General features: G+C 49.0%; 17 protein-coding genes. 6 read left to right on the top strand and 11 right to left on the bottom strand.

Annotated features, from left to right (window positions below; genetic code table 11):
* Positions 1-22: 22 nt before the first annotated feature.
* Positions 23-1,804, bottom strand: coding sequence for a gamma-glutamyltransferase (gene ggt / locus ACEW9I_RS14455; protein WP_373541031.1), 1,782 nt, complete (start codon positions 1,802-1,804; stop codon positions 23-25).
* 39 nt (positions 1,805-1,843) lie between these two features.
* Between ggt and rdgB the strand changes: the two genes are divergently transcribed.
* Positions 1,844-2,437 carry an RdgB/HAM1 family non-canonical purine NTP pyrophosphatase gene (gene rdgB / locus ACEW9I_RS14450; RefSeq protein WP_373541030.1) on the top strand — a complete coding sequence of 198 codons (594 nt, stop codon included), beginning with the start codon at positions 1,844-1,846 and terminating at the stop codon, positions 2,435-2,437.
* Here the strand turns inward: rdgB and ACEW9I_RS14445 are convergent.
* A complete protein-coding gene (locus ACEW9I_RS14445; protein ID WP_373541029.1) occupies positions 2,408-4,105 on the bottom strand; it encodes a polysaccharide biosynthesis protein in 1,698 nt (565 codons plus the stop codon). The two genes, rdgB and ACEW9I_RS14445, sit on opposite strands and share 30 nt — an antisense overlap.
* A gap of 542 nt (positions 4,106-4,647) precedes the next feature.
* Between ACEW9I_RS14445 and ACEW9I_RS14440 the strand changes: the two genes are divergently transcribed.
* On the top strand, positions 4,648-4,890 hold the full coding sequence (locus ACEW9I_RS14440; protein WP_309737990.1) for a NifU family protein: 243 nt from the start codon (positions 4,648-4,650) through the stop codon (positions 4,888-4,890).
* Positions 4,891-5,033: 143 nt separating this feature from the next.
* Here the strand turns inward: ACEW9I_RS14440 and mazG are convergent, their stop codons facing one another.
* Positions 5,034-5,846: a nucleoside triphosphate pyrophosphohydrolase gene (gene mazG, locus ACEW9I_RS14435; RefSeq protein WP_373541028.1), complete on the bottom strand. Its 813-nt coding sequence runs from the start codon at positions 5,844-5,846 to the stop codon at positions 5,034-5,036.
* 86 nt (positions 5,847-5,932) lie between these two features.
* Here mazG and ACEW9I_RS14430 point away from each other — a divergent pair, with 86 nt between their 5' ends.
* Positions 5,933-6,163, top strand: a complete 231-nt coding sequence (locus tag ACEW9I_RS14430) for a hypothetical protein (protein WP_373541027.1) — start codon at positions 5,933-5,935, stop codon at positions 6,161-6,163.
* Positions 6,164-6,295: 132 nt separating this feature from the next.
* On the top strand, positions 6,296-7,345 hold the full coding sequence (locus ACEW9I_RS14425; protein ID WP_373541066.1) for a tRNA dihydrouridine synthase: 1,050 nt from the start codon (positions 6,296-6,298) through the stop codon (positions 7,343-7,345).
* 261 nt (positions 7,346-7,606) lie between these two features.
* Here ACEW9I_RS14425 and ACEW9I_RS14420 read toward each other — a convergent pair whose 3' ends face one another.
* The 3 genes from ACEW9I_RS14420 to ACEW9I_RS14410 all read right to left on the bottom strand — a co-directional run bounded on the left by ACEW9I_RS14420 (position 7,607) and on the right by ACEW9I_RS14410 (position 11,571).
* A complete protein-coding gene (locus ACEW9I_RS14420) occupies positions 7,607-8,677 on the bottom strand; it encodes a D-alanine--D-alanine ligase (RefSeq protein ID WP_373541026.1) in 1,071 nt (356 codons plus the stop codon).
* A gap of 276 nt (positions 8,678-8,953) precedes the next feature.
* A complete protein-coding gene (locus ACEW9I_RS14415; protein WP_373541025.1) occupies positions 8,954-10,102 on the bottom strand; it encodes a family 43 glycosylhydrolase in 1,149 nt (382 codons plus the stop codon).
* Between the two features lie 407 nt (positions 10,103-10,509).
* Entirely contained in the window at positions 10,510-11,571 is a 1,062-nt protein-coding gene (locus ACEW9I_RS14410; RefSeq protein WP_373541024.1) for a methyltransferase, read from the bottom strand.
* Between the two features lie 46 nt (positions 11,572-11,617).
* Between ACEW9I_RS14410 and ACEW9I_RS14405 the strand changes: the two genes are divergently transcribed.
* The gene (locus ACEW9I_RS14405) at positions 11,618-11,788 is read left to right on the top strand and encodes a hypothetical protein (RefSeq protein WP_373541023.1); all 171 of its coding nucleotides are present in this window, start codon (positions 11,618-11,620) and stop codon (positions 11,786-11,788) included.
* A gap of 103 nt (positions 11,789-11,891) precedes the next feature.
* Here the strand turns inward: ACEW9I_RS14405 and ACEW9I_RS14400 are convergent, their stop codons facing one another.
* The 5 genes from ACEW9I_RS14400 to ACEW9I_RS14380 form a co-directional block, all read right to left on the bottom strand.
* Complete coding sequence (locus tag ACEW9I_RS14400) at positions 11,892-13,259, bottom strand: ATP-grasp enzyme (RefSeq protein ID WP_373541065.1); 1,368 nt, start codon at positions 13,257-13,259, stop codon at positions 11,892-11,894.
* 281 nt (positions 13,260-13,540) lie between these two features.
* Positions 13,541-14,344 (bottom strand): O-methyltransferase, encoded by an 804-nt coding sequence (locus ACEW9I_RS14395; protein WP_373541022.1) that lies wholly within the window; start codon positions 14,342-14,344, stop codon positions 13,541-13,543.
* Between the two features lie 2 nt (positions 14,345-14,346).
* Positions 14,347-15,585 (bottom strand): sedoheptulose 7-phosphate cyclase, encoded by a 1,239-nt coding sequence (locus ACEW9I_RS14390; RefSeq protein ID WP_373541021.1) that lies wholly within the window; start codon positions 15,583-15,585, stop codon positions 14,347-14,349.
* 710 nt (positions 15,586-16,295) lie between these two features.
* The gene (locus tag ACEW9I_RS14385) at positions 16,296-17,357 is read right to left on the bottom strand and encodes a mannose-1-phosphate guanylyltransferase (RefSeq protein ID WP_373541020.1); all 1,062 of its coding nucleotides are present in this window, start codon (positions 17,355-17,357) and stop codon (positions 16,296-16,298) included.
* Between the two features lie 264 nt (positions 17,358-17,621).
* Positions 17,622-18,743 carry a site-2 protease family protein gene (locus ACEW9I_RS14380; protein ID WP_373541019.1) on the bottom strand — a complete coding sequence of 374 codons (1,122 nt, stop codon included), beginning with the start codon at positions 18,741-18,743 and terminating at the stop codon, positions 17,622-17,624.
* 321 nt (positions 18,744-19,064) lie between these two features.
* Here ACEW9I_RS14380 and ACEW9I_RS14375 point away from each other — a divergent pair, with 321 nt between their 5' ends.
* On the top strand, positions 19,065-22,265 hold the full coding sequence (locus ACEW9I_RS14375) for a WGR domain-containing protein (RefSeq protein ID WP_373541018.1): 3,201 nt from the start codon (positions 19,065-19,067) through the stop codon (positions 22,263-22,265).
* The last annotated feature ends 141 nt before the right edge of the window (positions 22,266-22,406 follow it).

Here is a 22,406-nt window from a genome sequence, read left to right as displayed (position 1 = left end):
CTTAGTATAAGTTTAGATCGGGCTAAAATCCGCGTGCGGTACCTTCCCCGCGCGGATCGGCTGCACCTTCGAGACTCCCGTCAGGTAGCTGTTGGATGGCATTGGCATTGCCCCAATCACCTTGTTGCTCGATCTGATGTCCCCGACGGCGCAACTCGGCAAGAGTCGCAGGATCGAATCCCCACGGCTCGACATTTAGCTTGTCTGGCGTCCATTGGTGGTGAATTCTCCCCGCAGCCACCGCCGCGCCGACATCCATTTTGTACTCTAGGACATTGAGCAAGATTTGGAGGACGGTAGTGATAATCGTACTCCCGCCAGGTGCGCCGACGGCCAGCCGAAATTTACCGTTTTCGGTGACGATCGTCGGTGTCATACTTGATAGTGGTGTTTTGCCAGGGGCGATCGAGTTTTGTTCGCCACCAACTAAGCCAAAGACATTGGCTACTCCAGGGGCGATCGCAAAATCATCCATCTCATCATTCAATAAAATCCCCGTGCCTGGGACTACTATCCCCGCACCAAACCGATAATTGATGGTAAAAGTGAGACTGACAACATTGCGATCGCGATCGACTACATTAAGATGGCTGGTGTCGAGTGATTCGGGTAATGATGTCGGGGTAGAAATCCTCGCAATGGGCACTGCTACGGCGGATCGAACTGCGCCCAGCTCGAATTGTTTTAAGAGTGCGGGTGTGGCTGGCTGAACGGTAGTAGAAGGACGCGCCCGATTGGGATCGATTTCTTGACGGCGGTGGGCGGCATAGGCTGGATTGGTCAGCGCAGCGACTGGTACTTTGGTAAAATCAGGGTCGCCCAGATGTACCGATCGATCGGCATAAGCAATCCGCATCGATTCGATTAGCAGGTGCAGCGCATCGGGACTATGCCAGCCCAGCGCGGCTAAATTGGTATTCCCGATCGTATTCAGGATTTGGAGCAGATGCAAGCCACCAGAAGAAGGTGGAGCCATCGAGCAGACATCGTATTGGCGAAATTTGCCGCAGATGGGCGCGCGCCACTTAGGGCGATAAGCTTGGAGATCGGTAACAGTGATTAACCCTTGATTTTGGCGCATATCGCGATCGATCGCGCGGGCGATCGATCCGGTATAAAAATGCTGGGGATTGCGAGCGATCGAACTCAATGTCCGCGCCAAATCTCGCTGGACGAGACGTTCGCCTGGTTGTAGTGGTCGTCCATTGCGGGTAAAAATGGCGCGGGCGGCTCGATTGCTGGCTAACAGTTTTTGCCTAGACTTAGCTTGCTCGGTATAAATTTCGCTGACAGTAAAGCCATCCCGCGCTAGTCTAATGGCGGGGGCGACCACCATCCGCCAGGGTAACTTACCATATTGTCTATGCGCTGCGGCTAGCCCCGCGATCGTCCCTGGCACCCCAGCCGCCAAATGTCCCTCTAGACTGGCATTCGGGCGCACCTTTTTTTGAGCATCTAGATACATGTCCCGCGAGGCTTTTTGGGGCGCACGTTCGCGAAAATCTAGCGATCTGGTTTCCGTCCCCATCTTCATCACCATAAAACCCCCACCGCCAATCCCCGCCGCAAACGGCTCCACCACCGAAATCGCCAAAGTCGTCGCCACCGCAGCATCGATCGCATTGCCACCCTGCTGGAGGATCGCCACTCCCGCCTGAGTCGCCAAGGGATGCGCTGAGGTTACCATCGCTTTTTGACTGCGAGTCGGGCGTGGAAAAGCCGCTAAAACTGGCACAGAACTGGCTAAAATCAAGAATGAGCTAATCGTCAGTGTGTAGCGGTAGAAATATCCAAAAATGCTCACTATCTTTCCCCTGCGCTTGAAGCGGTTTAATCGGATCTTATGACAAAATTAATTGTAGCCACTAGCAATCCTGGTAAGTTGCGGGAAATGCAAGCATATCTGAGCGACAGTGCCTGGGAATTGAGCCTCAAACCTGCCGAAATAGATGTTGATGAGACTGGAGACACTTTTGCTGCCAATGCTTGTCAGAAAGCCTCAACGGTGGCGATCGCGTTGAATGCTTGGACGATCGCGGATGATTCTGGGTTACAGGTAGATGCTCTCGCGGGCGCACCAGGGATTTATTCGGCGCGATATGCCAATAGCGACAAAGAGCGGATCGATCGCCTGCTCGGAGAATTGGCTAATTTTCCCGCACCCAGCCAAAGACAGGCACAATTTGTCTGTGCGGTGGCTGTCGCGCGTCCCGACGGATCGATCGCCGCCCAAGCCGAAGGGATCTGTCGTGGTGAAATTCTCACCACTCCACGCGGTGTCGATGGCTTTGGCTACGATCCGATTTTTTATGTCCCCACCAAACAACTTGCGTTCGCCGAAATGTCCGTCGCTACCAAGCGCAGTATCAGTCATCGGGGGATCGCCCTCGCGATCGTCAGCCAGCAGCTAGCCCAAATCGCCAGTGACGGGATCTAGATCTTTTTTACATTTACGCTGATTGGTTCCGGTGCGGCGGTGCTTGTGCAGTGGTAACAGATCGCTCAAATTGCGATCTGCACTGGGTGAGATGGGCGCAGGCATGATGGCTGAGGTGAGCAGTGCTCTACCCAGCTTGACAGTTTCCGCCGATCGCGCGATCTCGACACCTTTTTGCAGCAGTGCCACAATTTCGGGATCGCCACTTAACTCTGCTCCGACAGTCGATTTTTGCTCCACATTCACACCCCATTTCAAGATATCCAGCAATCTCAGCGGATTTGCACCTCCGAATGAGGATAGCGCAATTGCTTTTTCGCTGTCAATTACTGTTTGTTTGAGCGTCAGATCGTTAGAGCCAATCGCTGCTCTAATATTGGCGATCGATTGTTGTAGGACCTCTGCATCGAAGGGAATAATTTCAGAGATTACTACATCTCCAGTTGGAGATATTTCACTACCATCTGCTTCGAGGACATTGAGCATCGGTAGCACCTCGCGCTCGCCGCTCAGATCGAGTTGCCCTAGAAAGACTTGAGTTTCGTATCCAGCCGGAAGTCCTTTGAAGTAAAGCGGGATCTTTTTGCCTGATTTTAAGATTTTGTGTAGTGCCAAATCTAACGTATTAATCGGCCAACCAATATCCCTAACAGCGATCAGTTTTGTCCGTCCTGGTTTGACTATCGTCAACGCATCGAGCAACAGATTTACTGACTCTCGAATATTTTGGGTGTAAATATAGCGATCGGGAGCGTGAAGGCTCACCAATCCATCAGCCACCCGTGCATCCAAATCCGCGCTCACGGGACTATTCTCAACTACATGTGTAAACCTGACAATTCCATATTGACAGGTTCGCGATCGCGAGTTGTCACTAAATAACCACTCACTAATCTTCTTGGAAGCAGCATAAATATCGGGGGTAAAGTATCTCGATGCCTTGCCTGTCGATGAAAATATACACGACTCAACTGCGAACTTTTCACATAAGTGAATGATATTATCGCACCCCAAAATATTGGTGCTGACAGTCTGATGAATTTGCAGTTCAGCCAATCCTGGCAAGCGTTCGGCAGCTAGATGAAAGACGATCTGGGGTCGCTCGATCGCAAAGATGTGTGTGAGTGACTTTTGAGATGCCATCGGCGGCGAGCTTGGCTGAACCGACGAATAGAATGCTGTGGATAAGTCCGCGTCAGCAACTCGACTCGGTAGTGGGTGTTCGGCTACTGACGAGTGCAGGTTTCGGACATCGCTACAGTAGTAAGCAACCGGAATATGGATATTAGTAGTCGCTATTGGATCGATTTTGACTGGTTGAGAGCTGCCCGTACTAATATCGACAGCAACGATTCGTTTGACACCAAATTGTTGTAACTTGGCAATTAGATTAGTGCCGACAAATCCACATCCGCCCGTAATTAATACTACTTTATTCTTTAAGATTGATGCGATCTGAACTCGATCGATAACGATCTGACGATCGTAAACATCACTAAATGGATCGCTTCCTAAAGCTTGACGACCAGATTTGTCGATCAGTTCATCAGTTAATGCGCTCAGTCTAGCTAAAATCAGCGGATCGGTTGGATCGGGAGTACCTACTGGCACTGTTTCCCCAATCAACTCAAGTAGCTCACTTCTAGACAATATTTTTGACAATACCATAAGACTTTTTTCGATCTCAAATAGTCAAGGTTTCCCCGCTAGCACAAAAATTGTAATTATTGAGATCGCGATCGGATGAGCATTCCCAGGGTATCTTGGTAACGGTCGATCTTAGCACTCTAAACTTGTTAATTACTATTGACTTTGCGTTCGGCTTGTTCGATCGTAAGTGATGGAGTTGGGGGTGAGATCGGCTAATTGTCTGAACTCCAGTAGGTAAAAAGAGCTGAAGCTGCGATAAACTCTAGTTTTTTGCTATCCATACTCACCGCTAATGCCACGCCCAAAAATCTCGATCGATTGTCAGAGTATCTTAGCAAGTAAAGCGACATCAAATAATCAACTTAGCGATTGGTGGAGATCGCTTTGGAGATCGCCACCACCACTGACAGTAATTGCCCGTACCATAGTCAAGTCCAATCGACTCTCAAGCATCGGGAAATCCGCCCCCAAACAATCCGCAAATAACTGGTAGGATCGGTTACGATCGAAGATGCGATCGATGCCTCGATTAGCTAATTATCAATTTGGTTTAGGGAAATATGTCTGAAGCTTTAACACTCAATCCTGCTAACGTCGAAACCGTGCTTGATACCCTCCGACCTTACCTTATGGCGGATGGTGGTAATGTGGAGCTAGTCGATATCGACGGTCCGATCGTCAAACTCCGTCTTCAAGGTGCTTGTGGCTCTTGCCCTAGTTCGACAATGACTCTCAAAATGGGCATCGAGCGCAAATTGTGCGACATGATTCCCGAAATTTCTGGTGTCGAACAAGTTTTTTAGGTCAGATCGACTTCGTTGTCGATGGGTTTACCCCCCAACCCCCTTGAGAAAGCGGCTCCTCTTGTCCCCTCCCCTTGGAAAGGGGAGAATTAGGGTGGGGTAACGATCTCCGCAACCGATCGACTTGACGATTGGCTCAACTCTCAATCACCCCTCGCCAGTCGTTGTTTCGCTTGTTGCCAGAAAGTTTCTAGTTCAGCGATCGAATATTCTGCCAACGGTTTATCTGCAAATCGCTCCATCTGTTGGATGCGATCGATAAACCGCTGATTGGTACTGCTCAATCCCCGCTCGGGATCGAGTTTGAGCCACCGCGCGAGGTTGACGACAGTAAACAACAGATCGCCCAACTCCGCCTCTTGATGAGCTAGATCGGGGGTAGTCAGTGCCTCTTTGAACTCCCCCAATTCTTCGGCAAACTTTTCCCAAACTCCGTCGATACTCTCCCATTCAAATCCCGTCGCCGCAGCCCGATTCGAGATCTTCATCGCTGCTGTCAGGGGTGGGAGTTTTTCAACATAACTACTCAACTTATCGCTCAGTGGTGTGGTAGTCGGTTCTTGCTCACTCGCTTTGATTTCTTCCCAATTGGCTCTGACTGCGGCGACATCCGCAACTCGCACATCACCAAATACATGTGGATGACGGCGAATTAGTTTTTCGCTGATACTCTGAGCGACTTCAGCGAGGGTAAAATGCCCCGCTTCACTAGCTAGTTGCGACTGCAAAACTACTTGCAATAATAAGTCACCCAACTCTGAGACGATCGACGCGCGATCGCCACTCCGAATCGCGTGTACCGCTTCATAAGCTTCCTCAACGATATAAGGTGTCAAACTCTCTGGTGTCTGCGCCAAGTCCCACGGGCAACCCCCATCGGGATCTCGCAATTTGGCAACAACATCAATCAAGTCTTGGAGTGAGGCGAGGATTGAACTGGGTTCAGGATTTGTCATGCTCAATTTAGGATAAGATCGCGGCAGGTTGGTCAAAAGATTGTCATAATTATTTATATCTTATAAAATTTCGCCCAGAGTCACTCATGCTCGGAGAACTGAAGTCTTTTCGACAAAATCCCCTACGCTGGCTAAAGCGTCGCTATCTGCGGTGGGTAGCATTGGGCTATTGGAGCTATCGCTGGATTATTAGTCGCGGCACAGAGAGACAGTTTGCACAGGTTCAAGTTTGGCGGGTTGCCGCAGGGTTCGATCTGGCGGCTTGGCTGCTGGCGATCGAGGATTCGGTCAAGCCTGAATATTGGGGCATGATGTAGGTTTAGGTTTCAGGCTTTAGGGGTCGAGGGTAGTTTTAGGGAGCTAAGTAAATCGAAAGCTTTGAGATTAGGACATAGAATGATGAAGAGAATACTAATTTTCACATGCTCGATCGCGCGACTCGCCCTGCGATGACACTCTTAGATCTGATTCCGGCGCAGACGACGCCAAAATTCCCAGTAGCAGCATTGACCGCTTTGGCACCGATGCAGGATGTGACGGATCTGTGTTTTATGAATGCGATCGCATATTATGGCTGTCCCGACTATTTTTTTACTGAGTATTTTCGGGTGCATGAGAGTTCGCACTTGGAAAAACAGATCTTGCGGTCGATTACGGAGAATGCTACAGGTCGCCCGATCTTCGCGCAAACTATCGGTGAGAGTATTACCGATCTCGTGCGGACGGCGCGCTTACTGAGCCACTACCCCATCGCTGGATTCGATCTCAATATGGGCTGCCCAGCACCCAAGATTTATCGTAAAAATGTTGGTGGTGGACTATTGCGCGATCCCGATAAGATCGATCGCATCCTGGGCGAGTTGCGCTCGGCTGTGGCTGGGCGATTGACGGTAAAAATGCGGATTGGATTTGAGGATACGACTCAATTCGATCGGATTTTGGGCTTAATTGACAAGCATCAGATCGATCTGCTGAGCTTACACGGTCGCACGGTCAAAGAAGGCTATCACGGCACCGTCCATTACGATCTCATCGCTCATGCCGTCCACCGCCTGCGATGTCCGGTACTCGCCAATGGCAATATCACCTCGGCTGCGACGGCAATGGCGGTAATATCCCAAACTCAAGCAGCGGGAGTGATGATCGGACGCTCGGCAATTCGCAATCCCTGGATTTTTAAACAAATTCGGGAGGCATTATCAGGGCAAGAGATTTCGATCGTTACCTTAGCGCAAGTACGAGACTATATCGATCGACTATATCAGATGCCCAAGGTGCAAGCGATCGCCGCAAAATCGCGAGTTAGCCATCTCAAAATGTATCTCAACTACATCGGTCAAAGTGTGGATGCCGAGGGGATGTTCTTGCGAGAGATGCGGAAAGCGCAGACTGAGGTGGAACTATTTGGCGTGTGCGATCGCTATTTGCTCGATCGTTCGGACGTATTTTCAGCAGAACCATATCCAGGTATTTTTGCACGTCCCAAATGCGAGGCATAAACGCCTCTTGTAACCGCCGCGTCTGACAAACCCATACTAGATAACGTGAGTTCGGGTTAAGGCTATTGGCTCCGCACTCGATTGAAATCGGTGCTCATAATGCAAAGTCCGCCTTCGCGGACTAAGATTCAGTCCGCGAAGGCGGACTTTGCATTATGAGCCGAGACTTTAGTCTCCAGGCTCCTCTTCACCCGAACTGACGTTAGATAGACTATTGCTTAGTGCAGACCCAGGGTACACACAAGGGGCACCCCTACGCAATTAATCTGTAGGGGTGCCCCTTGTGGGTATCCTTAGATCTACGCTGTCACTCTCCAGAGCAATTTGCAACATGCTGTAGAAGAACTTATCCAGTGGCATTCCCGCTGCTTTAGTCATCGCCGACAGGACGCTAGTTTGGGCAAACGAACAGTACAATCCAGCCTCTAAAAAGTAAGGATTGCCCCAGGGGTCGATCCGAAAATCAAATAGACTGTAATGGCGACAGCCCAAGGCTACATGACATTTGCGCGCCATCGCCCAGACACTTTCGGTAATTGGATCGCTAGTGTCAATCACCCACGACTTGGTACTATCCTTGGCAGCGAAGTCTAGATTACCATCATCATTTTGCTTCAGCTTGTCAGCATAACTCCGAATCGGTCGCGTCGTGGCATCCAAGGCGTATTCTTCAAGTGGTAAACACACCAACTTACCAGCTTGAACGATGACTCCGCAGCGGACTTCACGCCCTAGCTCGATAAATGTTTCGACTAAGATCTCATCTGAATGAGTGAGTGCGACTTGCATTGCCGCATCATAGTCCGCGATGTCTGTCACCAGTGTCACACCGATCGAATTATCCCCATTCATCGGCTTGATGACTACTGGCAAATCAATACTCAGCCGATCGCCAGCACGGAGGACTTCGCCTGTCGGGACAATTACCCCAGCGGCGGCGACGATCGCTTTAGTCTTGGCTTTGTCAGCTACCAACGCCATCAGATCGGCGGTGTTGCCGATATATGGAATATTCAATAAGTTGAATAAATTACGATATTGAGTCATCCCTGGGATGCAAAACATCTGCGGTACCATCACGTCGATCTGAAGATTTAGCAGCACCTGCACGGCTTCAGCTAGCGATAGTGGTGTAGCTGCGGCGATCGCCTCCCGACTCAGATCGACCGGAAATCGCCACTGGCGATCGGGTGTAATATAGGCAATATGAAACTCATACAGAGCTGGATTGGCAGTACTCTCCAGACAATCTTGGGCATAAAGGCGCGACAGATCGCCATAAAAATCACTGACTGCCGAGCCGACTAAATGTAGTACTCTTAACCTGGGCATAAATAACTAGCTCTTAAACGTTCGATGGGCTTTGATTTGCAATCAGACTTACCCCGTAGGTAATCGATCGTTATCGATCGATTACCTACGGTACGCTCCACGAACGAGTAAATTGTGCCTGAAACCTAGCTGGTGGGCAATGCCCACCTTACATTACTACATTACTGGTGGACATTGCGCACCCTACATGACTGTTTGTCGATCCTGTCGCGATTTTTCGACCGCCTAAGTCTTGATTGGGCTGATACTGAGGTGTTGTTTTCGCTCCTAACTCTTTTAAGCTCCAAAAGATTGGTTAGATTCCAAGTGATAAAGCCTAAATCGATCGGGGTTTTTCCAACTTGCTCGCAGTGCGGGTGACACGCCTAATGTGTGCAGACGGTGATACCACCCATAGACGATAAACTCGTCGAGGCGATCGTCCATAGGCAGGAAGTTCATACCATACATGCCAATCCGATCGCTACCAGGCACGATCGATTCATCATCAAATCGAGGACGATAAGGGCCTGTCACTGAGTCTGAGACATACCAGTAGAGCGTCGAGTTGGTGATGCGGCGGTTGTTGACTCGATCGAGCCAATTGGGATTGAGGTAGATCCGAAAGCAGGAAAAGAACAGGTGATAGCGTCCATCTTTGTAAAAAACTTGCGGACGTTCTATGTGGTAAAACGGCCAGTCAGCGGCAGTTGCTGAAGTGGGAGCAACCACAGGCGGCAAGATTTGATAGCATCCGGCGATCGTGTCACTCACCGCTAACCCGACACACCCCTGAAAGTTGCCTGGAGTCTTGGCACTCGCACAGATGAACATGTAGTATCGTCCATCCTGCGGGTCTTTGAAAAGATAGGGATCGCGCCAGTGAAGATGCTGCGTCAAGTTGCAGTGACCATACCAAGGATCTTGCGAATCGGGAATAAGTGGAAAATGGTGAAGTTGACGCTGCCAATGAATGCCATCAGTGGAAGTAGCCAGCGCGATCGCTTCATTTCGCAAGTCGGGCATTTGCTTACCGCCTGCTGAGTAAAATAGGTAGAGGATGCCGTCTTCTGCATAGGTGCATCCGGCACAGATCCGACCGGATTCCCAAGCTCGATCGGGTTCGGGCTTGAGCAGCGTTCCTAAGTCGTGCCAGTGTTTGAGATCGTCCGAGACTGCGCCGCAGAGCTGGCTAACCGTCCACCAGGGGGTTTGTCCCTCTAGTCCGCGTAGGTAATAGAGACGGTAAAGGTCGTCCGTTTTGACGATCCACGGGTCCCAGTCCATCGGCCGACGGGGACGCAAGGAGCGTAAAACGCCCGTCACGGCATCGCCCAACCGAATTTGACTGCGTTCGAGCAAGCTGGCGGTGACGAGTTCGGAAACTCCCGTGGGCAGACGTTCGAGCTGGCTGAGAATTCGACGTTGAAGTGGTGGTAGTTGCATCTGATGTTAGCGTCAGAGAAAATAGATATTGCAATTTGCCCTGGCATTACCAAAAAGCAGGGGTTTAGAGCCTCCTACCTGTAGGCATATACTTGTTATCTAGGGAGTCTAAATCTCTCCAATAACAACTTCGCTTTCTTGTCTTGACGTACACAACCTGTCTCGCCTTTGTCACCCGCCCAGTGAAGGATACACCTCCATGTCGATGCGCCGCAGATTCGCTGTCTTGACCAAAATCGCTGTCAACTGTCTGCTTGTCTTGTCTCGCTGCTTGGTGCAACACATGCGGAGGAACCTCCGCGTGATTGCATCCGCAAACCCTCGGCAGAGCCTACGTATCGCGAGCCGCTGGTGCAACACATGCGCCAGGTATCCTCCGCGTGATTGCATCCGCAACTGTCAACTGTTTAAGCCAGTCCAAACTCCATAGCGGATAGATTTGTGCCAGTATCGACGGTTTTTTCTAACTTAAAGCCGCATTCTTCAAACAGCGTTTTAAACTGTTGACGAGTTCGCCATGCTCCTCCGGGCACCGAAACCATGATTTGCACTGCAAACAGTCCTGGCATGATGCCATCTGGAGCAGTTTTAGGATCGTCGAGATCGGGCACAAATGCTTGCAGGAGAATGATTTTGCCGTGGGGTGGCAGGGCAGCACGGCAGTTTTTGAGAATGATTCGAGCATCATCATCGTTCCAAGCGGAGATGAAATATTTCATCACGATCGCGTCTGCCCCAGTCGGCACCGCCTCGAATACATCGCCGGAAATCACCTCGATCGAGCCTTCACTCACGCCCAACTTGGCGAGATAAGCCGGAGCCGTTGCCGTCACGTAGGGCACATCAAACAATATCCCTTTGCAGCCGAAGCGTTTGACAATGTTGCCGATCGATCCGCCCTGTCCGCCGCCGACATCCATAATCGTCGGGAAGCGATCGAAGTCATACACATCCAGAAGTGCATCGATCGCATGGTCGGTCAAAAAGCTCATCGCATTCATAAACACATCACCGCTCCAAGGCTCGTCTTGGCAAAAGTCATAGACCGATTTGCCGTTTGCCCGTTCAAAGGCAACGTCCCCCGTGTGTAAAGCGGCTTCGAGCTGGTTCCAAGCGTCCCACTGGGCAGGCTCGGTAATGTGCATGGCAAAATGCCCGATCGAGGGTCCGTGATTTGTTACTAATAAAGCAGAGGTTTCGGTCGCGGCAAAGATCCGATCGGGGCGTTCTGCTAGCACGTCCAAATGAGCCAGCGCGCGGAGAATGACGTAGAGGCGATCGACCTTCGTTTTTGTCTTTTCAGCCAGCGTGTCTGCCGATTGTGCGCCTTCGTCGTGCAGCAAATTAAAGATGCCCAATCGTGTGGCTACATAGAGACATTGACTTTGCCAAAATGCCTGAATCATCCCAAAGATTTTGCGTTTGGCTGCGGTGTTGAGGGGATCGATCGTTAAAGGTGTTGTAGTCATAGGTTTGAGGTTTCAGAAAGATTAAATCTGCTCAAAATTCCCCGAAATGGGTGATTTAGCGGCGCGCGCTGCGGAGGTTCCCTCCGCTAAAAAGCGCGACAAGACAGGGAGCGTTCCTGACTTCCTGTCATTATTCACCGCCGAGTTCGACCAATTTGCCGATGTTGACATCAATGCGAATCCAGTACGCCGCATGAATTATTACTTGATACTTTAGCTACTTGGTTAAGAATATTTTAGCTCTTCATTACTTACTATGCAAAGTCAATAATTAAAATGCTAACTAAGTAATGAGGATCAACTGTCAACGATCGATTAATTTAATCTCCGCCTATTTCTACAAGTTTGCCAATATTAAAGTCGATCCGAATCCATTCTTTCGGATTGCGTAAATTTCCCCATAATAATAATGGGATCTGCCAATGATGCACCATCAAAAAAGGTAGTGGATCGTCCCAGTCGAAGATGGCATCCTTACCTTGAGTAATAATTTGTAATCGTTCCCTAGTCAGTTGTGGCGAATATAAATGTGTCACCAATCGCCAAATTTCATGATAAATCCAGTAAGTCGGGCGGCTAGATGCTAATGGTTGAACTGTTTCGCTCAGTGCCTCTAGTTGTAAATAAGCCTGGGCGACATCAGGATGATTGTAGAACATTGTGATGGCAGAATGGGTGCGGGGATTGCACTCGATCGCATATACTTGTCCATCATCATTCGCCTGCATAAAATCCAGTGAAACCTGTCCGGTAAGTTTCAAACTACTAGCAAAAGTCCGAATCCACGCTTCGATATCCGATCGATCTACATGCTGATAATTTACCTGAAAAGCCGATGATTCGCAGCAGCAGTGCAACTGAAGATGTCCATCGCGCACCGTGCTGTGAGTGCAGAACTCTTGCCCAGGAATAAACTCCTGCATCACCCACGGTTTACTCTCCGAGATCGGCAAAGACTTGACAAATGCCGCCGTCGCCGCTGGAGTCTCACAAGGCAACCGTGTCAGATCCAACCGCCGTACCGAGTCATACGGAATACTTTTGATAATGTATTTCCGCCGTTCGTTAGCGAAATCAAAATCAATCACTTGCTGAGGATCGGTGATTTTGTAAGACTTAGGTACCCGCAATCCCAACGCTTGGGCATCTGTAGCAAACTCATACTTATCATCCAATCGTTGCAGCATGTCTACATCGACGTGCATGACTGTACAGTAGGGGGAAAGTACCGTTTGGACTGCGGCGTCATAATAGCTAGCTACTGGACTACAGACGGGCACGTAGACATCAACACCTTCTTGTTTGACAATATCTAAAAGTGCTTGAGAGTACTCAGGTGTCTGCGGATTTGGGACAGTATAAAAGCGATCGACTGCCCAGGAATAACGATGCCCAGTCAACCAATATTTCTCAGTTTCCACCAAAATTACCCGATGTCCCGCATGATAAAACGATCGCGCCAATTGTAAAGCTTTGGTCATCTTCCCCCCACTAATCAAAATCGTCTGGGGATGAGCCGCGATCGATCTTGGCTGTATGGGTCTAAAGATCGCCGCTCTGAGCAACGCGATCGCCGTTAATGTTAAATTCAGCGGGAATACCAATAACAGTAACAACAGAGTAGCGATCGTTTTCACTCTCGTCAGTAATGTATTCCTATCGACACTAATTTCGCGATCGACCTTCATCTCTGCAACTGCACCTATTTTTGTCATAATTTTTAGATATAGCAGTCGCCACATCGGTTAAGACACTCTAGATCTCAGTCCGCGTAGCGATGCGCGATACGTAGGGTTCCCCGAGGGTTTAGCGCATCAAGACAGGCGGACTTTGCAGCACTAGCGGCGATTTTAATCGCTGTGCTGTCCTAACTGCCTTGGCGGTTGCTATATTGCAGTATCAGATCCCCGACTTCTTCAAGAAGTCGGGGATCTAGCCTCATTATCTGTCCCGCGCAAGCTTGGGATGATTAAACCCGCCGAATCAAAGTAATCCCGTCTCTGAGTGGTATTAGCACCTGCTCCACCCGTGGGTCATCCGCCACCGCCTGATTAAATTTAGCGATCGCTTCACCATTCGGTGTTGTCATCCCCGATACATACGGCTGACCCTGCATCAATGTATTATCCGCATAGATCGACCCATGGGTCGCCAATAACCCAGTAGTGAGCAGTAGATCCAGATAGTCGATATATCCAGCCTTATCAGCATCGATAAATACCAGGTCGAACACCTCCCCATCCGCCGCCAACTGCTTCAATGTCTCGATCGCAGGTGCAACTTTCACCACGATCTTGTGACCGGATGTTGATTCATTAAAACACTTTTGGGCAAACTCCGCCGCATAAGCATCAACCTCACAAGCCACCACTTCCCCATCGGCTGGTAGTGCTTCAGCCATCGCCAATGCTGAGTAACCAGTAAACATCCCGATCTCCAACACGCGGCGCGCTCGCGTCAAATGGATCAGAAACTTGAGAAACTGACCTTCGACATGACCAGAAACCATTTCCTGTTCCAACGGTTTGACCGTCTCACCTGCCGTAAATCGTTGTTGCCAATCCTCAGCATTGGTACGCTCAACTAGTGCTGCCAAAGCTGGGGACTCTGGCGTAGTACACAGGTCGAGATAAGGATCGAGACCATTTGCCAGCGCGTAGGCTTGATGTAATTCGGCGGTAAAGGCTGGATCGAGCTGTTTGAGCTGCTCGACTTGACGCACGAGACTTTCGAGCTTGGCTGCCAAGATGCCGACTGGAGTTACTGGTCTCATCTCTATACTCCTGCTGCGGACGGAGTGCCAACTTTGTCTAGGACGACGTACATATCAACGCCTTCACCTTGACGTGGGTATGCTTGACAAACTTCCCGATGTACTGCGAGAGCAGCATCTAGCTCTGTCCGGGTCAGGTCGTTCATGAAACGGCACTCACCAATCGGGCAAGGAGCGGCTGCACGCTGGAGACCGTCACGAGTACGGGCGATCGAAGTTGTCGCTTTCCACAGCAGTTCTGGGGTCAGATAGGGGCTATCGATCGCTAGTCCCAACCGACTCATCAAGCCCAAAATCCGATCGCGCTCGATGACTGAAATATAGCCGCGTTGCTGGGCAATAGTCGCTGAGAATGCCATATCGATCGCCACACTATGACCGTGGAACATCGGAATCTCTGGCGTCAGTTCTAGGGTAGGACTCCAAGTGTGACCGTAAGCAATCACCCGATCCAAATCTAGCTCGTGCAGGTTGGGTACTTCCAGCTTCAACATCGACTGAATCGCATTATAGGTGAGGCGGTGTGCTACTGCTTGCAGCTCGGCGGTGCCGTCCAAATAACCAAAATGGCTATGTAGGAGTGCTTCACCATAGTTTTCCAACAATTCAAAAATTTCGGTATTGCCGACGACCGCGATCTTGATCAACTCAGCCATGCCATTGCGAACTTGGTCGGTTGGTAGAGTTTTCAGGAATGAGAAGTCGAGAATTACCTTCTGTGAAGCGTGGTAGGCACCAAGACGGTTCTTTAACTTACCGTGGTTGACCGCAACTTTGATCGCGACACTGGCATCGATCAGCCCAATCAGGGATGTAGGTACGCGGATGTAGTTAGTTTTACGGCGGTAGGATGAGCAAGCAAAGCCAGCTACGTCTGTGGTCAGTCCGCCACCAACTACCAACACAGGCTCTTTGCGTACGAGTCCGAAATCAACAAAAGCATCAATGATACTTTCAAAAGTCGCTAGTGTCTTATCAGGTTCCTTAATCGAGACTGGAAATACTGTCAAGTCAAGATCGTAATGCTTGAAATAATCCTGCATTCGGTCGCCATATAGACCGAATACATTGCGATCGACAATCATTAAACACCGACCAAATTGGCGGTAACTATCCGCAATCTCGGTATTCTCAATCTGAAATGCACCATTTACGTACAGCAGGCTAAAGTCAATTTTTTCGTATCCCTCAATGTGGAAGGCACGGTCTGTCGATGTAAAAGTTGCGTTGATGTCGCCCATAAGATTTCTTTATTGTTGTGCCATCCATAACCTAACGGATTTTTCATGTTTATTCAACAAGCTTTAGTGGATCTGTGGAAAATATCGCTCAATATCGCTAAGCATGGCTGTCAACCCATCTCTAAAATCATTGGTTCGAGATTGTGTTAACATAGTATTAGTTTGATTATCTCTACCTTATGGATGATGTATGCGATCGATTCTAAAGAAGAGCCGATCTATCGCTAACAACCCCGATGGTGATTGAGTCTTACCTGAAGAAGTCAGTTTTAATTCTTTGGCTAATTTGGCGATCGAATGGATACATTCAACTCAGTTTTGACGATCGATTCGTCACAACATTAACTCGATCGATAGATTTTTATCCTGGGCTTTGATTATTGTCTAGTTGTAATAGTTCAGAATGCGAGAGTACGATCGCAGATAGTCACTTTAGAATAGATATTTAACTACCGCGATCGACAAGTACCTTAGTCAAGAGTCAATCGATCTGTCGATCCATTCAAGCTAATTCTGATGCAGCGATTCAGTAAGGCGGTATTAAGTACCAGACATTGCTCAATAGACAAAGTAAGACATCATGCTCGATTGCATGATGTCCGATTTTTCTTCCCACATTATTAAGGTACCCAGCTTTTCCTGGATTATTAAGGTCGATCGCCCAAATATTTGTAGCTACACCTACTGGCAATTCAATGTTCGCGCTCGACTTAGAGTAATCGATCGAGTTCTCGATCTGCTTTGATCTTACCCAGCACCTGTTTGATCTCTTGAGTGCGCTCTTTGGAGACAATTAGCGTGACATCGCCATCGCGGACGACGACCACATCTTCTAAACCGATCGTCACTACTACTTCATCGGGATTGCTAGCATATAGTACCGATCCGGTAGTATCGATACAGACATGATTGGCTAATTCGACATTAATGTTATCACCTTTGAGCAGCCGCTCGATCGCGTTCCAATCGCCCAAGTCATCCCACCCAAAATCAGCCGGAATGACATGGGTTAATTGAGTTTTTTCCATCAAGGCATAATCGATACTGATCTTTGGTAAAGTTGGATAAATATCGACACCTTTTGCGATCAATAATTGCATCAGTTCGGGTGCATACAGCTTCAGCTCATCGATCGCGGTTTTGGCAGTGAAGATAAAGATCCCACTATTCCAGGTATAATCACCACTAGCGATAAAGTTCTTGGCCGTGGCTAAATCTGGTTTCTCGGTGAATCGATCGACCTGATATGTTTTTAAAAACCCATACTCGCCGCTAGCTGCGCCCTGCTGGATATAACCGTAGCCAATCGAGGGGAAAGTAGGCGTAATCCCCAGTGTGACGATCGCGCCTCGATCGTCAGCCAATGCTATCGCCGATCCGATCGTCTTCGCAAACGCTCCCGCATCACCAATCCACGCATCGGCGGGGAAAAAACCAATAACTACATCATCACCATACCGCTTGGCTACTTCCAAACTCGCCCAAGCCACCGCCGCCGCTGTATCTCGCCCCTCAGGTTCCGCCAATATATTCGCGGCTGGAAGGCTGGGCAATTGCTCACTCACGCCTGATTCGAGCAGTTTGGAGGTGATTACCCAAATATCTTCCCACCCACCGACGATCGGCACCAGTCGGTTGGCAGTAGCTTGGATCAGGCTTTCGCCACTCCCGTCGAGACAGAGAAACTGCTTGGGGCGATGTTTGCGGCTGAGGGGCCAAAACCGTTCGCCTTTACCGCCAGCCAGAATTACCGGGACAAACTTTGGTCGCATGGGATGAATTTAGAGGTAGCTAAATGTTACTTGCAGTCGATCGCAATTCATTTAGATTACCATGATGGCTAGACTTAAACCTCGTGTAAAAGTCGGAAGTCGATTGTGTAGAGAGGGTAGAGGGTAAGGTGGGAACTGACCACTAGCTCAGGCGTACGCAGTTTCTCGCTCACAAATATTTCCCAGCTACTTTAGAGGGTACCCCGACTCAATCGGGGTACCCTCTAAGTGATGCTATTAGCTAGCAAATCTTGGAGACTAGATCTATGCAGGATTTGCTTGTGGACGGTGGATCAGGTTGATGACAGCGGCTTTCTCTAGGAGTCCGAGGAGGATACCATCGCTGTTGGTGACGCTGAGGGTGGTAACTTTCTTGGATTCTAGTTGCTCGATCGCTTGCAAGAGTGGTCGATCGCTGATGATAATAGTCGATGGCTCGATCGCTTGCATGATTTCGCTCACTAGTGTATGTGCCCAGCGATCGGATCGGACATCTTTGAGTGCGTCTAGTGCGAGTTCGCCGACTAGATGCCCAGCTTCATTAGTAATGAGGAATTTTTGCCAGTTGCTACCAGTAAGTGTGCGTTGGTCTACAAATTCGCGGAGGGTGATATTGTCCTGAATTATCGGACTATTGGGCGTTACCGCATCGGCGACAGTCATCCCCGTGAGGCGTTCTTGGACGCGGGCGTACTGAGCGGATTTACCAGCATTTTGCAATAAGAACGAACCGATGAGTAGGTTCCAGATATTGTCAAAGCTACCGTACAATACTACTGGAATCAGACCAGAAGCGATCGCCACCCAGCCAAAACCTTGACCGACGATGCTAGCGATTTTGACACCTTTGTATTGATTGCCAGTTACCTTCCAGACGATCGCTTTGAGGATATTACCACCATCGAGGGGCAAGCCAGGAATCAGGTTAAACAAGCCCAGCGATAAGTTGATGGCGGCGAGGACTGCGGTAATGGCGGCGACGGGGCCAGTCAGATGTCCGGCAAAGCCAAGGGTCGTGATGATACCAAACAATACTAAACTAACTGCGGGACCAGCGATCGCTACCCAGAAGGCTGATGCGGGGCTGTCAGATTCTTTTTCTAGGCTTGCCAATCCGCCGAAGATGAACAGCGTAATCGAATCGACTTTGATGCCCTGTTTAATCGCCACAAAGCTGTGTCCCAACTCATGTGCGAGTACCGAACTAAATAATAGCAAAGCAGTAATCAAACCCAATATGAAGGGACTAGCACCTGGCAAATCTGGGAACTGCACTGCCAGACCTTCCCCGTAACTCCATGTCACCAAGCCCAATACCAGGAACCAAGTGGGATTGATATAAAACGGGATGCCAAATAAAGAACCAACTCGGATACTACCATTCATCACAGCGACCTCTAACTCTTAGTCTACGACTAGTTATTTTCTCGATTACGTTTATTGTAACGAAATATTAATGGGCTTCTCATTATTCAAGTGACGTAATATCCGTCTGCTAGAGTTCGGTTGTAACTAATGGCAACCACCTCTGCGGTTGCCATTAGTTACAACGATTGAAGTCTTCGCTCATGATGCGAAGTCCGCCTACGCGGACTAGATCTCTAGTTTCGCAATTGCTTAGGATCGCTATTGCAGCAACTATAGATTTTGGTGACAAATTACAGCTTATATAGTACAGTAGTATCGAGACTTTGCTCCCTGTCGCTTATGCAGCTAATTCAACGCCAGACCCTAGTTTATCAAGCAGGTAATTCGGATAAGGTGTATGAAGTCGATCTGTGCCAAATAGCACTCGATCGCTATCTGGTCAATTATCGCTATGGTAGACGGGGTGGAAATCTCCGCGAGGGCACGGAGACAGTCGCAGCAGTGCCCCTAGCAGCGGCGCAGAAGGCATTCGATCGCTTGGTGCGATCGAAATTGACCAAAGGTTATCAAGTAGCAGGTACAGCCGCGACTGAGCCAGTTTCAGCTCCGATTTCAGTGCCTGTGAGGAGTGAAGATTTGGAGGTTCGCAACCAGGCGATTTTAGCCAGACTGACAGCGGCAGTACAGCATCGAAATGCGGTAGTAACAGCTAAACAGTGGCAATTGGATCGGGTGATTTGGCGGGCGGGAGAGCTGCAATTAGCCGCTGCCGCACCATTGCTGATCCAGTTGTGGGGCGACAATCCCCTGCGAAATTATAGTATCGTTTGGGCACTGGGACATTGTGGGAATGATTGTGCGATCGCGATGTTGAAAACGATCCAGCGCAAAGTAGCAACACCAGCTCACATTCGCCGGATTGCGCTTGAAGCGATCGCTAAACTGAGCGTGACAGCAGCCCAGCCACTCCGTAACGAACTTATCACCAAATTACCCGGACAACTGCGGGAGTCGATCGAGCAAGAAGCGGCGACAGCGTTAATAACTCAGACTTTGCAAACTTATCTAGCCACTGCGACACCTCTACAATTTGAGGTACTAGATTTGTTGTATCAAATTGATAATGAATATACTCGTCCAGTAATTCTGGAGATCGTGCGAACGACACCCCTTGCGCCAAATTATTTTCAACGATTGCGACATATTTTCAAGATCGCTGAATACCGATACGATGGGGAAGTATTGGGGATTTTAGCCTATCGATTCGATCGCACTGCGCCATTTTACAATGGTAATTTTGGTATTATTAATATTCCGAATACTCAGGAATATCTAACTATCCAAAACTGGGGGTACAATCGCCAGACAGGTATCTATGCAGCTTCACAAACTAGCGAGTTTCAGACAGAAATGGCTCGATCGGATTGCCGATTGGCTTATAGTAGCAAGACTCGTGACTATCTGCGGCGGAGAGTCTGGCGATCGCTCAGAACATTGGGAGAGTCAGCTCGATCGGAGTATGTGAAAATAGCTGTAGATGTGCTGTTGCAATATCGCGATGCTGACATGGTACCCGTGCGGGAATCAGTATATTATCAATACGACAATAACTGGCAACGTTCCGAGCGGAGGCGGGTGAGTTGGGATAAATATGCTAGTTATCTAGCATTCAATCATCTGCTGTATACCAATAGCCCTCGATATGAATTGAAATCAGGGACTGATACGTGGCGATGTAAATCTGGCTATAACTTGGGCGATCCGGCTCCAACGGTACGAGAAGAAGCTTTTCCGCATTTGTGGGTACAGCAGCCTGAGTATCTATTGAAATTATTGGTAGAAAGTCAATGTCAACCCGTACATGAATTTGCAGTAAAGGCGATCGAGACATGTAGCGAATTTTGTCAAGCAATCTCGATCGATAAGCTAATTCAACTATTAGCAACACCTTATGAAATTACCGCTCAATTTGGATTTGGATTGGCTCGATCGCGTTATCAGCCTGACAATCCGCAAACCGATCTGATCTTAGCGATCGCCAATTGTGCGTATGCGCCAGCTAGAAGTGAAGCACACAATTGGATTCGCACTCAGATCGATCGATTTAGTGCAGACGATCGTTTAATTGCGGGCTTAGTTGTCAGTCCTGAAGTAGATACTCAGTTATTTATTCGTCAACTTGTGAGTGAGACTATTTTGCCCATCGATACCGCCCGAGCGATTGTCGGGCGTGTTATTGCTGAGTTATTATGTTTTGACTCCACTTGCGCCACCATTGCTGAAAATGCCACTCAAACACTGATTACCTGTTTTGGAGTAGCATTGAGATCGATCGGATTAGAAATCGTTCTCGACCTGTTGCGTCATCTCCTGCCAGCTTTACAAACTTGTGGCGCGCAAATTTTACTCAATCATCAAACCGCAACCATCGATCTTCCCCCTGGTTTAATCGACGCACTCTTGGAATCTCCGGTAGACTCGGTACGGACGATTGGAGTACAACTATTCGGACAATTACCAGATGAGATCTTAATCGATCGCCTCGAACTAATTCTGATATTAGTAACTCATGAATCGCCAGAAATGCGATCGGCAATTCGATCGACAGTTGCTCGACTTACCAGTGCATATCCGATGTTTACGAGCAGATTAGTCGATCGATCGATCTCGATCTTATTAGCACCTGAAGCACATGAGGGACTGCATGCTTTTGTCTCACAGCTCCTCCAAAATGATGTCCCTAATTGGATGGAATTTACCAGTCTCGAAATTACTCGGACACTCCTCATCTCAACGGCTACCGCTAGCCAAGATCTTGCAGGTATAATCCTGCAAGCAAATAGTCACCGCTGGGCGGATACATTGACTACCGCACAGATTGGCGAACTCACCCATCATGAAGTTCTCACGATTCGCGTCGCTGGTTGGCAAATGTTGGAGCGAATCTTGCCCCGCTTGCGCCAACAATCCGATGACTTAGTCGCTGCTACTGTCGTGATGGCATCTAAATGGGCAGACTCGCGCCAATTTGGTTTCAAACTATTTGGCGAACTGCTGATACCTACCGAGCTGACACCTTTAGTGCTAATTAGTATTTGTGACAGCAATCGCGAAGACGTGCGTAAATTTGGACGCGATTTAGTCGGAAACTGTTTTCAAGAGCGTGATGGTGTGGAATATCTGCTCAAGTTTAGCGAACATCCCACTACTGATATGCAGCTATTTGCCAGTCAATATCTCGAAGACTATGCAGCGGGCAATCTCGATCGCTTGCAGGAGTTGATGCCCTATTTTACCCGCGTCCTCGCCCAAGTCAACCGCGCCCGCGTTGCCAAACAACGGCTGTTTGCTTTCCTAAATAGCGAAGTAATTAAAAGCGAAGCTGCGGCGAAACTAGTCATCGAATTGTTGACTCGTCAATCAGCCTCGATCGCGATTGGCGAAAAAGCCTGCGCCCTCGAAACCCTCCTCAAAATTCATCAATTATACCCACAATTGTCAGCACCAATTTCGGTCAAAAGGCTACCAATAAAATCTTAGTATAGCAGTCGCCACATCGGTTAAGACACTCTAGATCTCAGTCCGCGTAGCGATGCGCGCTCCTCGGCTTTGCCGAGGGTTTAGCGCATCAAGACAGGCGGACTTTGCAGCACTAGCGGCGATTTTAATCGCTGTGCTGTC

Source organism: Chamaesiphon sp., from assembly GCF_041738855.1.
GTDB lineage: Bacteria > Cyanobacteriota > Cyanobacteriia > Cyanobacteriales > Chamaesiphonaceae > Chamaesiphon.
The sequence above is the reverse complement of the archived record's forward strand: the minus strand, read 5'-3'. Positions and strand labels throughout refer to the sequence as shown.

What these genes read in the sequence shown, in the direction of transcription:
- ACEW9I_RS14445 (WP_373541029.1), bottom strand. Translation starts at nt 4,105, where the DNA reads ATGGTATTGTCAAAAATATTGTCTAGAAGTGAGCTACTTGAGTTGATT.
- ACEW9I_RS14395 (WP_373541022.1), bottom strand. Translation starts at nt 14,344, where the DNA reads ATGAGACCAGTAACTCCAGTCGGCATCTTGGCAGCCAAGCTCGAAAGT.
- ACEW9I_RS14405 (WP_373541023.1), top strand. Translation starts at nt 11,618, where the DNA reads ATGGGTGATTTAGCGGCGCGCGCTGCGGAGGTTCCCTCCGCTAAAAAG.
- ACEW9I_RS14440 (WP_309737990.1), top strand. Translation starts at nt 4,648, where the DNA reads ATGTCTGAAGCTTTAACACTCAATCCTGCTAACGTCGAAACCGTGCTT.
- ACEW9I_RS14385 (WP_373541020.1), bottom strand. Translation starts at nt 17,357, where the DNA reads ATGCGACCAAAGTTTGTCCCGGTAATTCTGGCTGGCGGTAAAGGCGAA.
- ACEW9I_RS14420 (WP_373541026.1), bottom strand. Translation starts at nt 8,677, where the DNA reads ATGCCCAGGTTAAGAGTACTACATTTAGTCGGCTCGGCAGTCAGTGAT.
- ACEW9I_RS14410 (WP_373541024.1), bottom strand. Translation starts at nt 11,571, where the DNA reads ATGACTACAACACCTTTAACGATCGATCCCCTCAACACCGCAGCCAAA.
- ACEW9I_RS14400 (WP_373541065.1), bottom strand. Translation starts at nt 13,259, where the DNA reads ATGAAGGTCGATCGCGAAATTAGTGTCGATAGGAATACATTACTGACG.
- ACEW9I_RS14380 (WP_373541019.1), bottom strand. Translation starts at nt 18,743, where the DNA reads ATGAATGGTAGTATCCGAGTTGGTTCTTTATTTGGCATCCCGTTTTAT.
- rdgB (WP_373541030.1), top strand. Translation starts at nt 1,844, where the DNA reads ATGACAAAATTAATTGTAGCCACTAGCAATCCTGGTAAGTTGCGGGAA.
- ACEW9I_RS14430 (WP_373541027.1), top strand. Translation starts at nt 5,933, where the DNA reads ATGCTCGGAGAACTGAAGTCTTTTCGACAAAATCCCCTACGCTGGCTA.
- ACEW9I_RS14415 (WP_373541025.1), bottom strand. Translation starts at nt 10,102, where the DNA reads ATGCAACTACCACCACTTCAACGTCGAATTCTCAGCCAGCTCGAACGT.
- ACEW9I_RS14375 (WP_373541018.1), top strand. Translation starts at nt 19,065, where the DNA reads ATGCAGCTAATTCAACGCCAGACCCTAGTTTATCAAGCAGGTAATTCG.
- mazG (WP_373541028.1), bottom strand. Translation starts at nt 5,846, where the DNA reads ATGACAAATCCTGAACCCAGTTCAATCCTCGCCTCACTCCAAGACTTG.
- ACEW9I_RS14425 (WP_373541066.1), top strand. Translation starts at nt 6,296, where the DNA reads ATGACACTCTTAGATCTGATTCCGGCGCAGACGACGCCAAAATTCCCA.
- ACEW9I_RS14390 (WP_373541021.1), bottom strand. Translation starts at nt 15,585, where the DNA reads ATGGGCGACATCAACGCAACTTTTACATCGACAGACCGTGCCTTCCAC.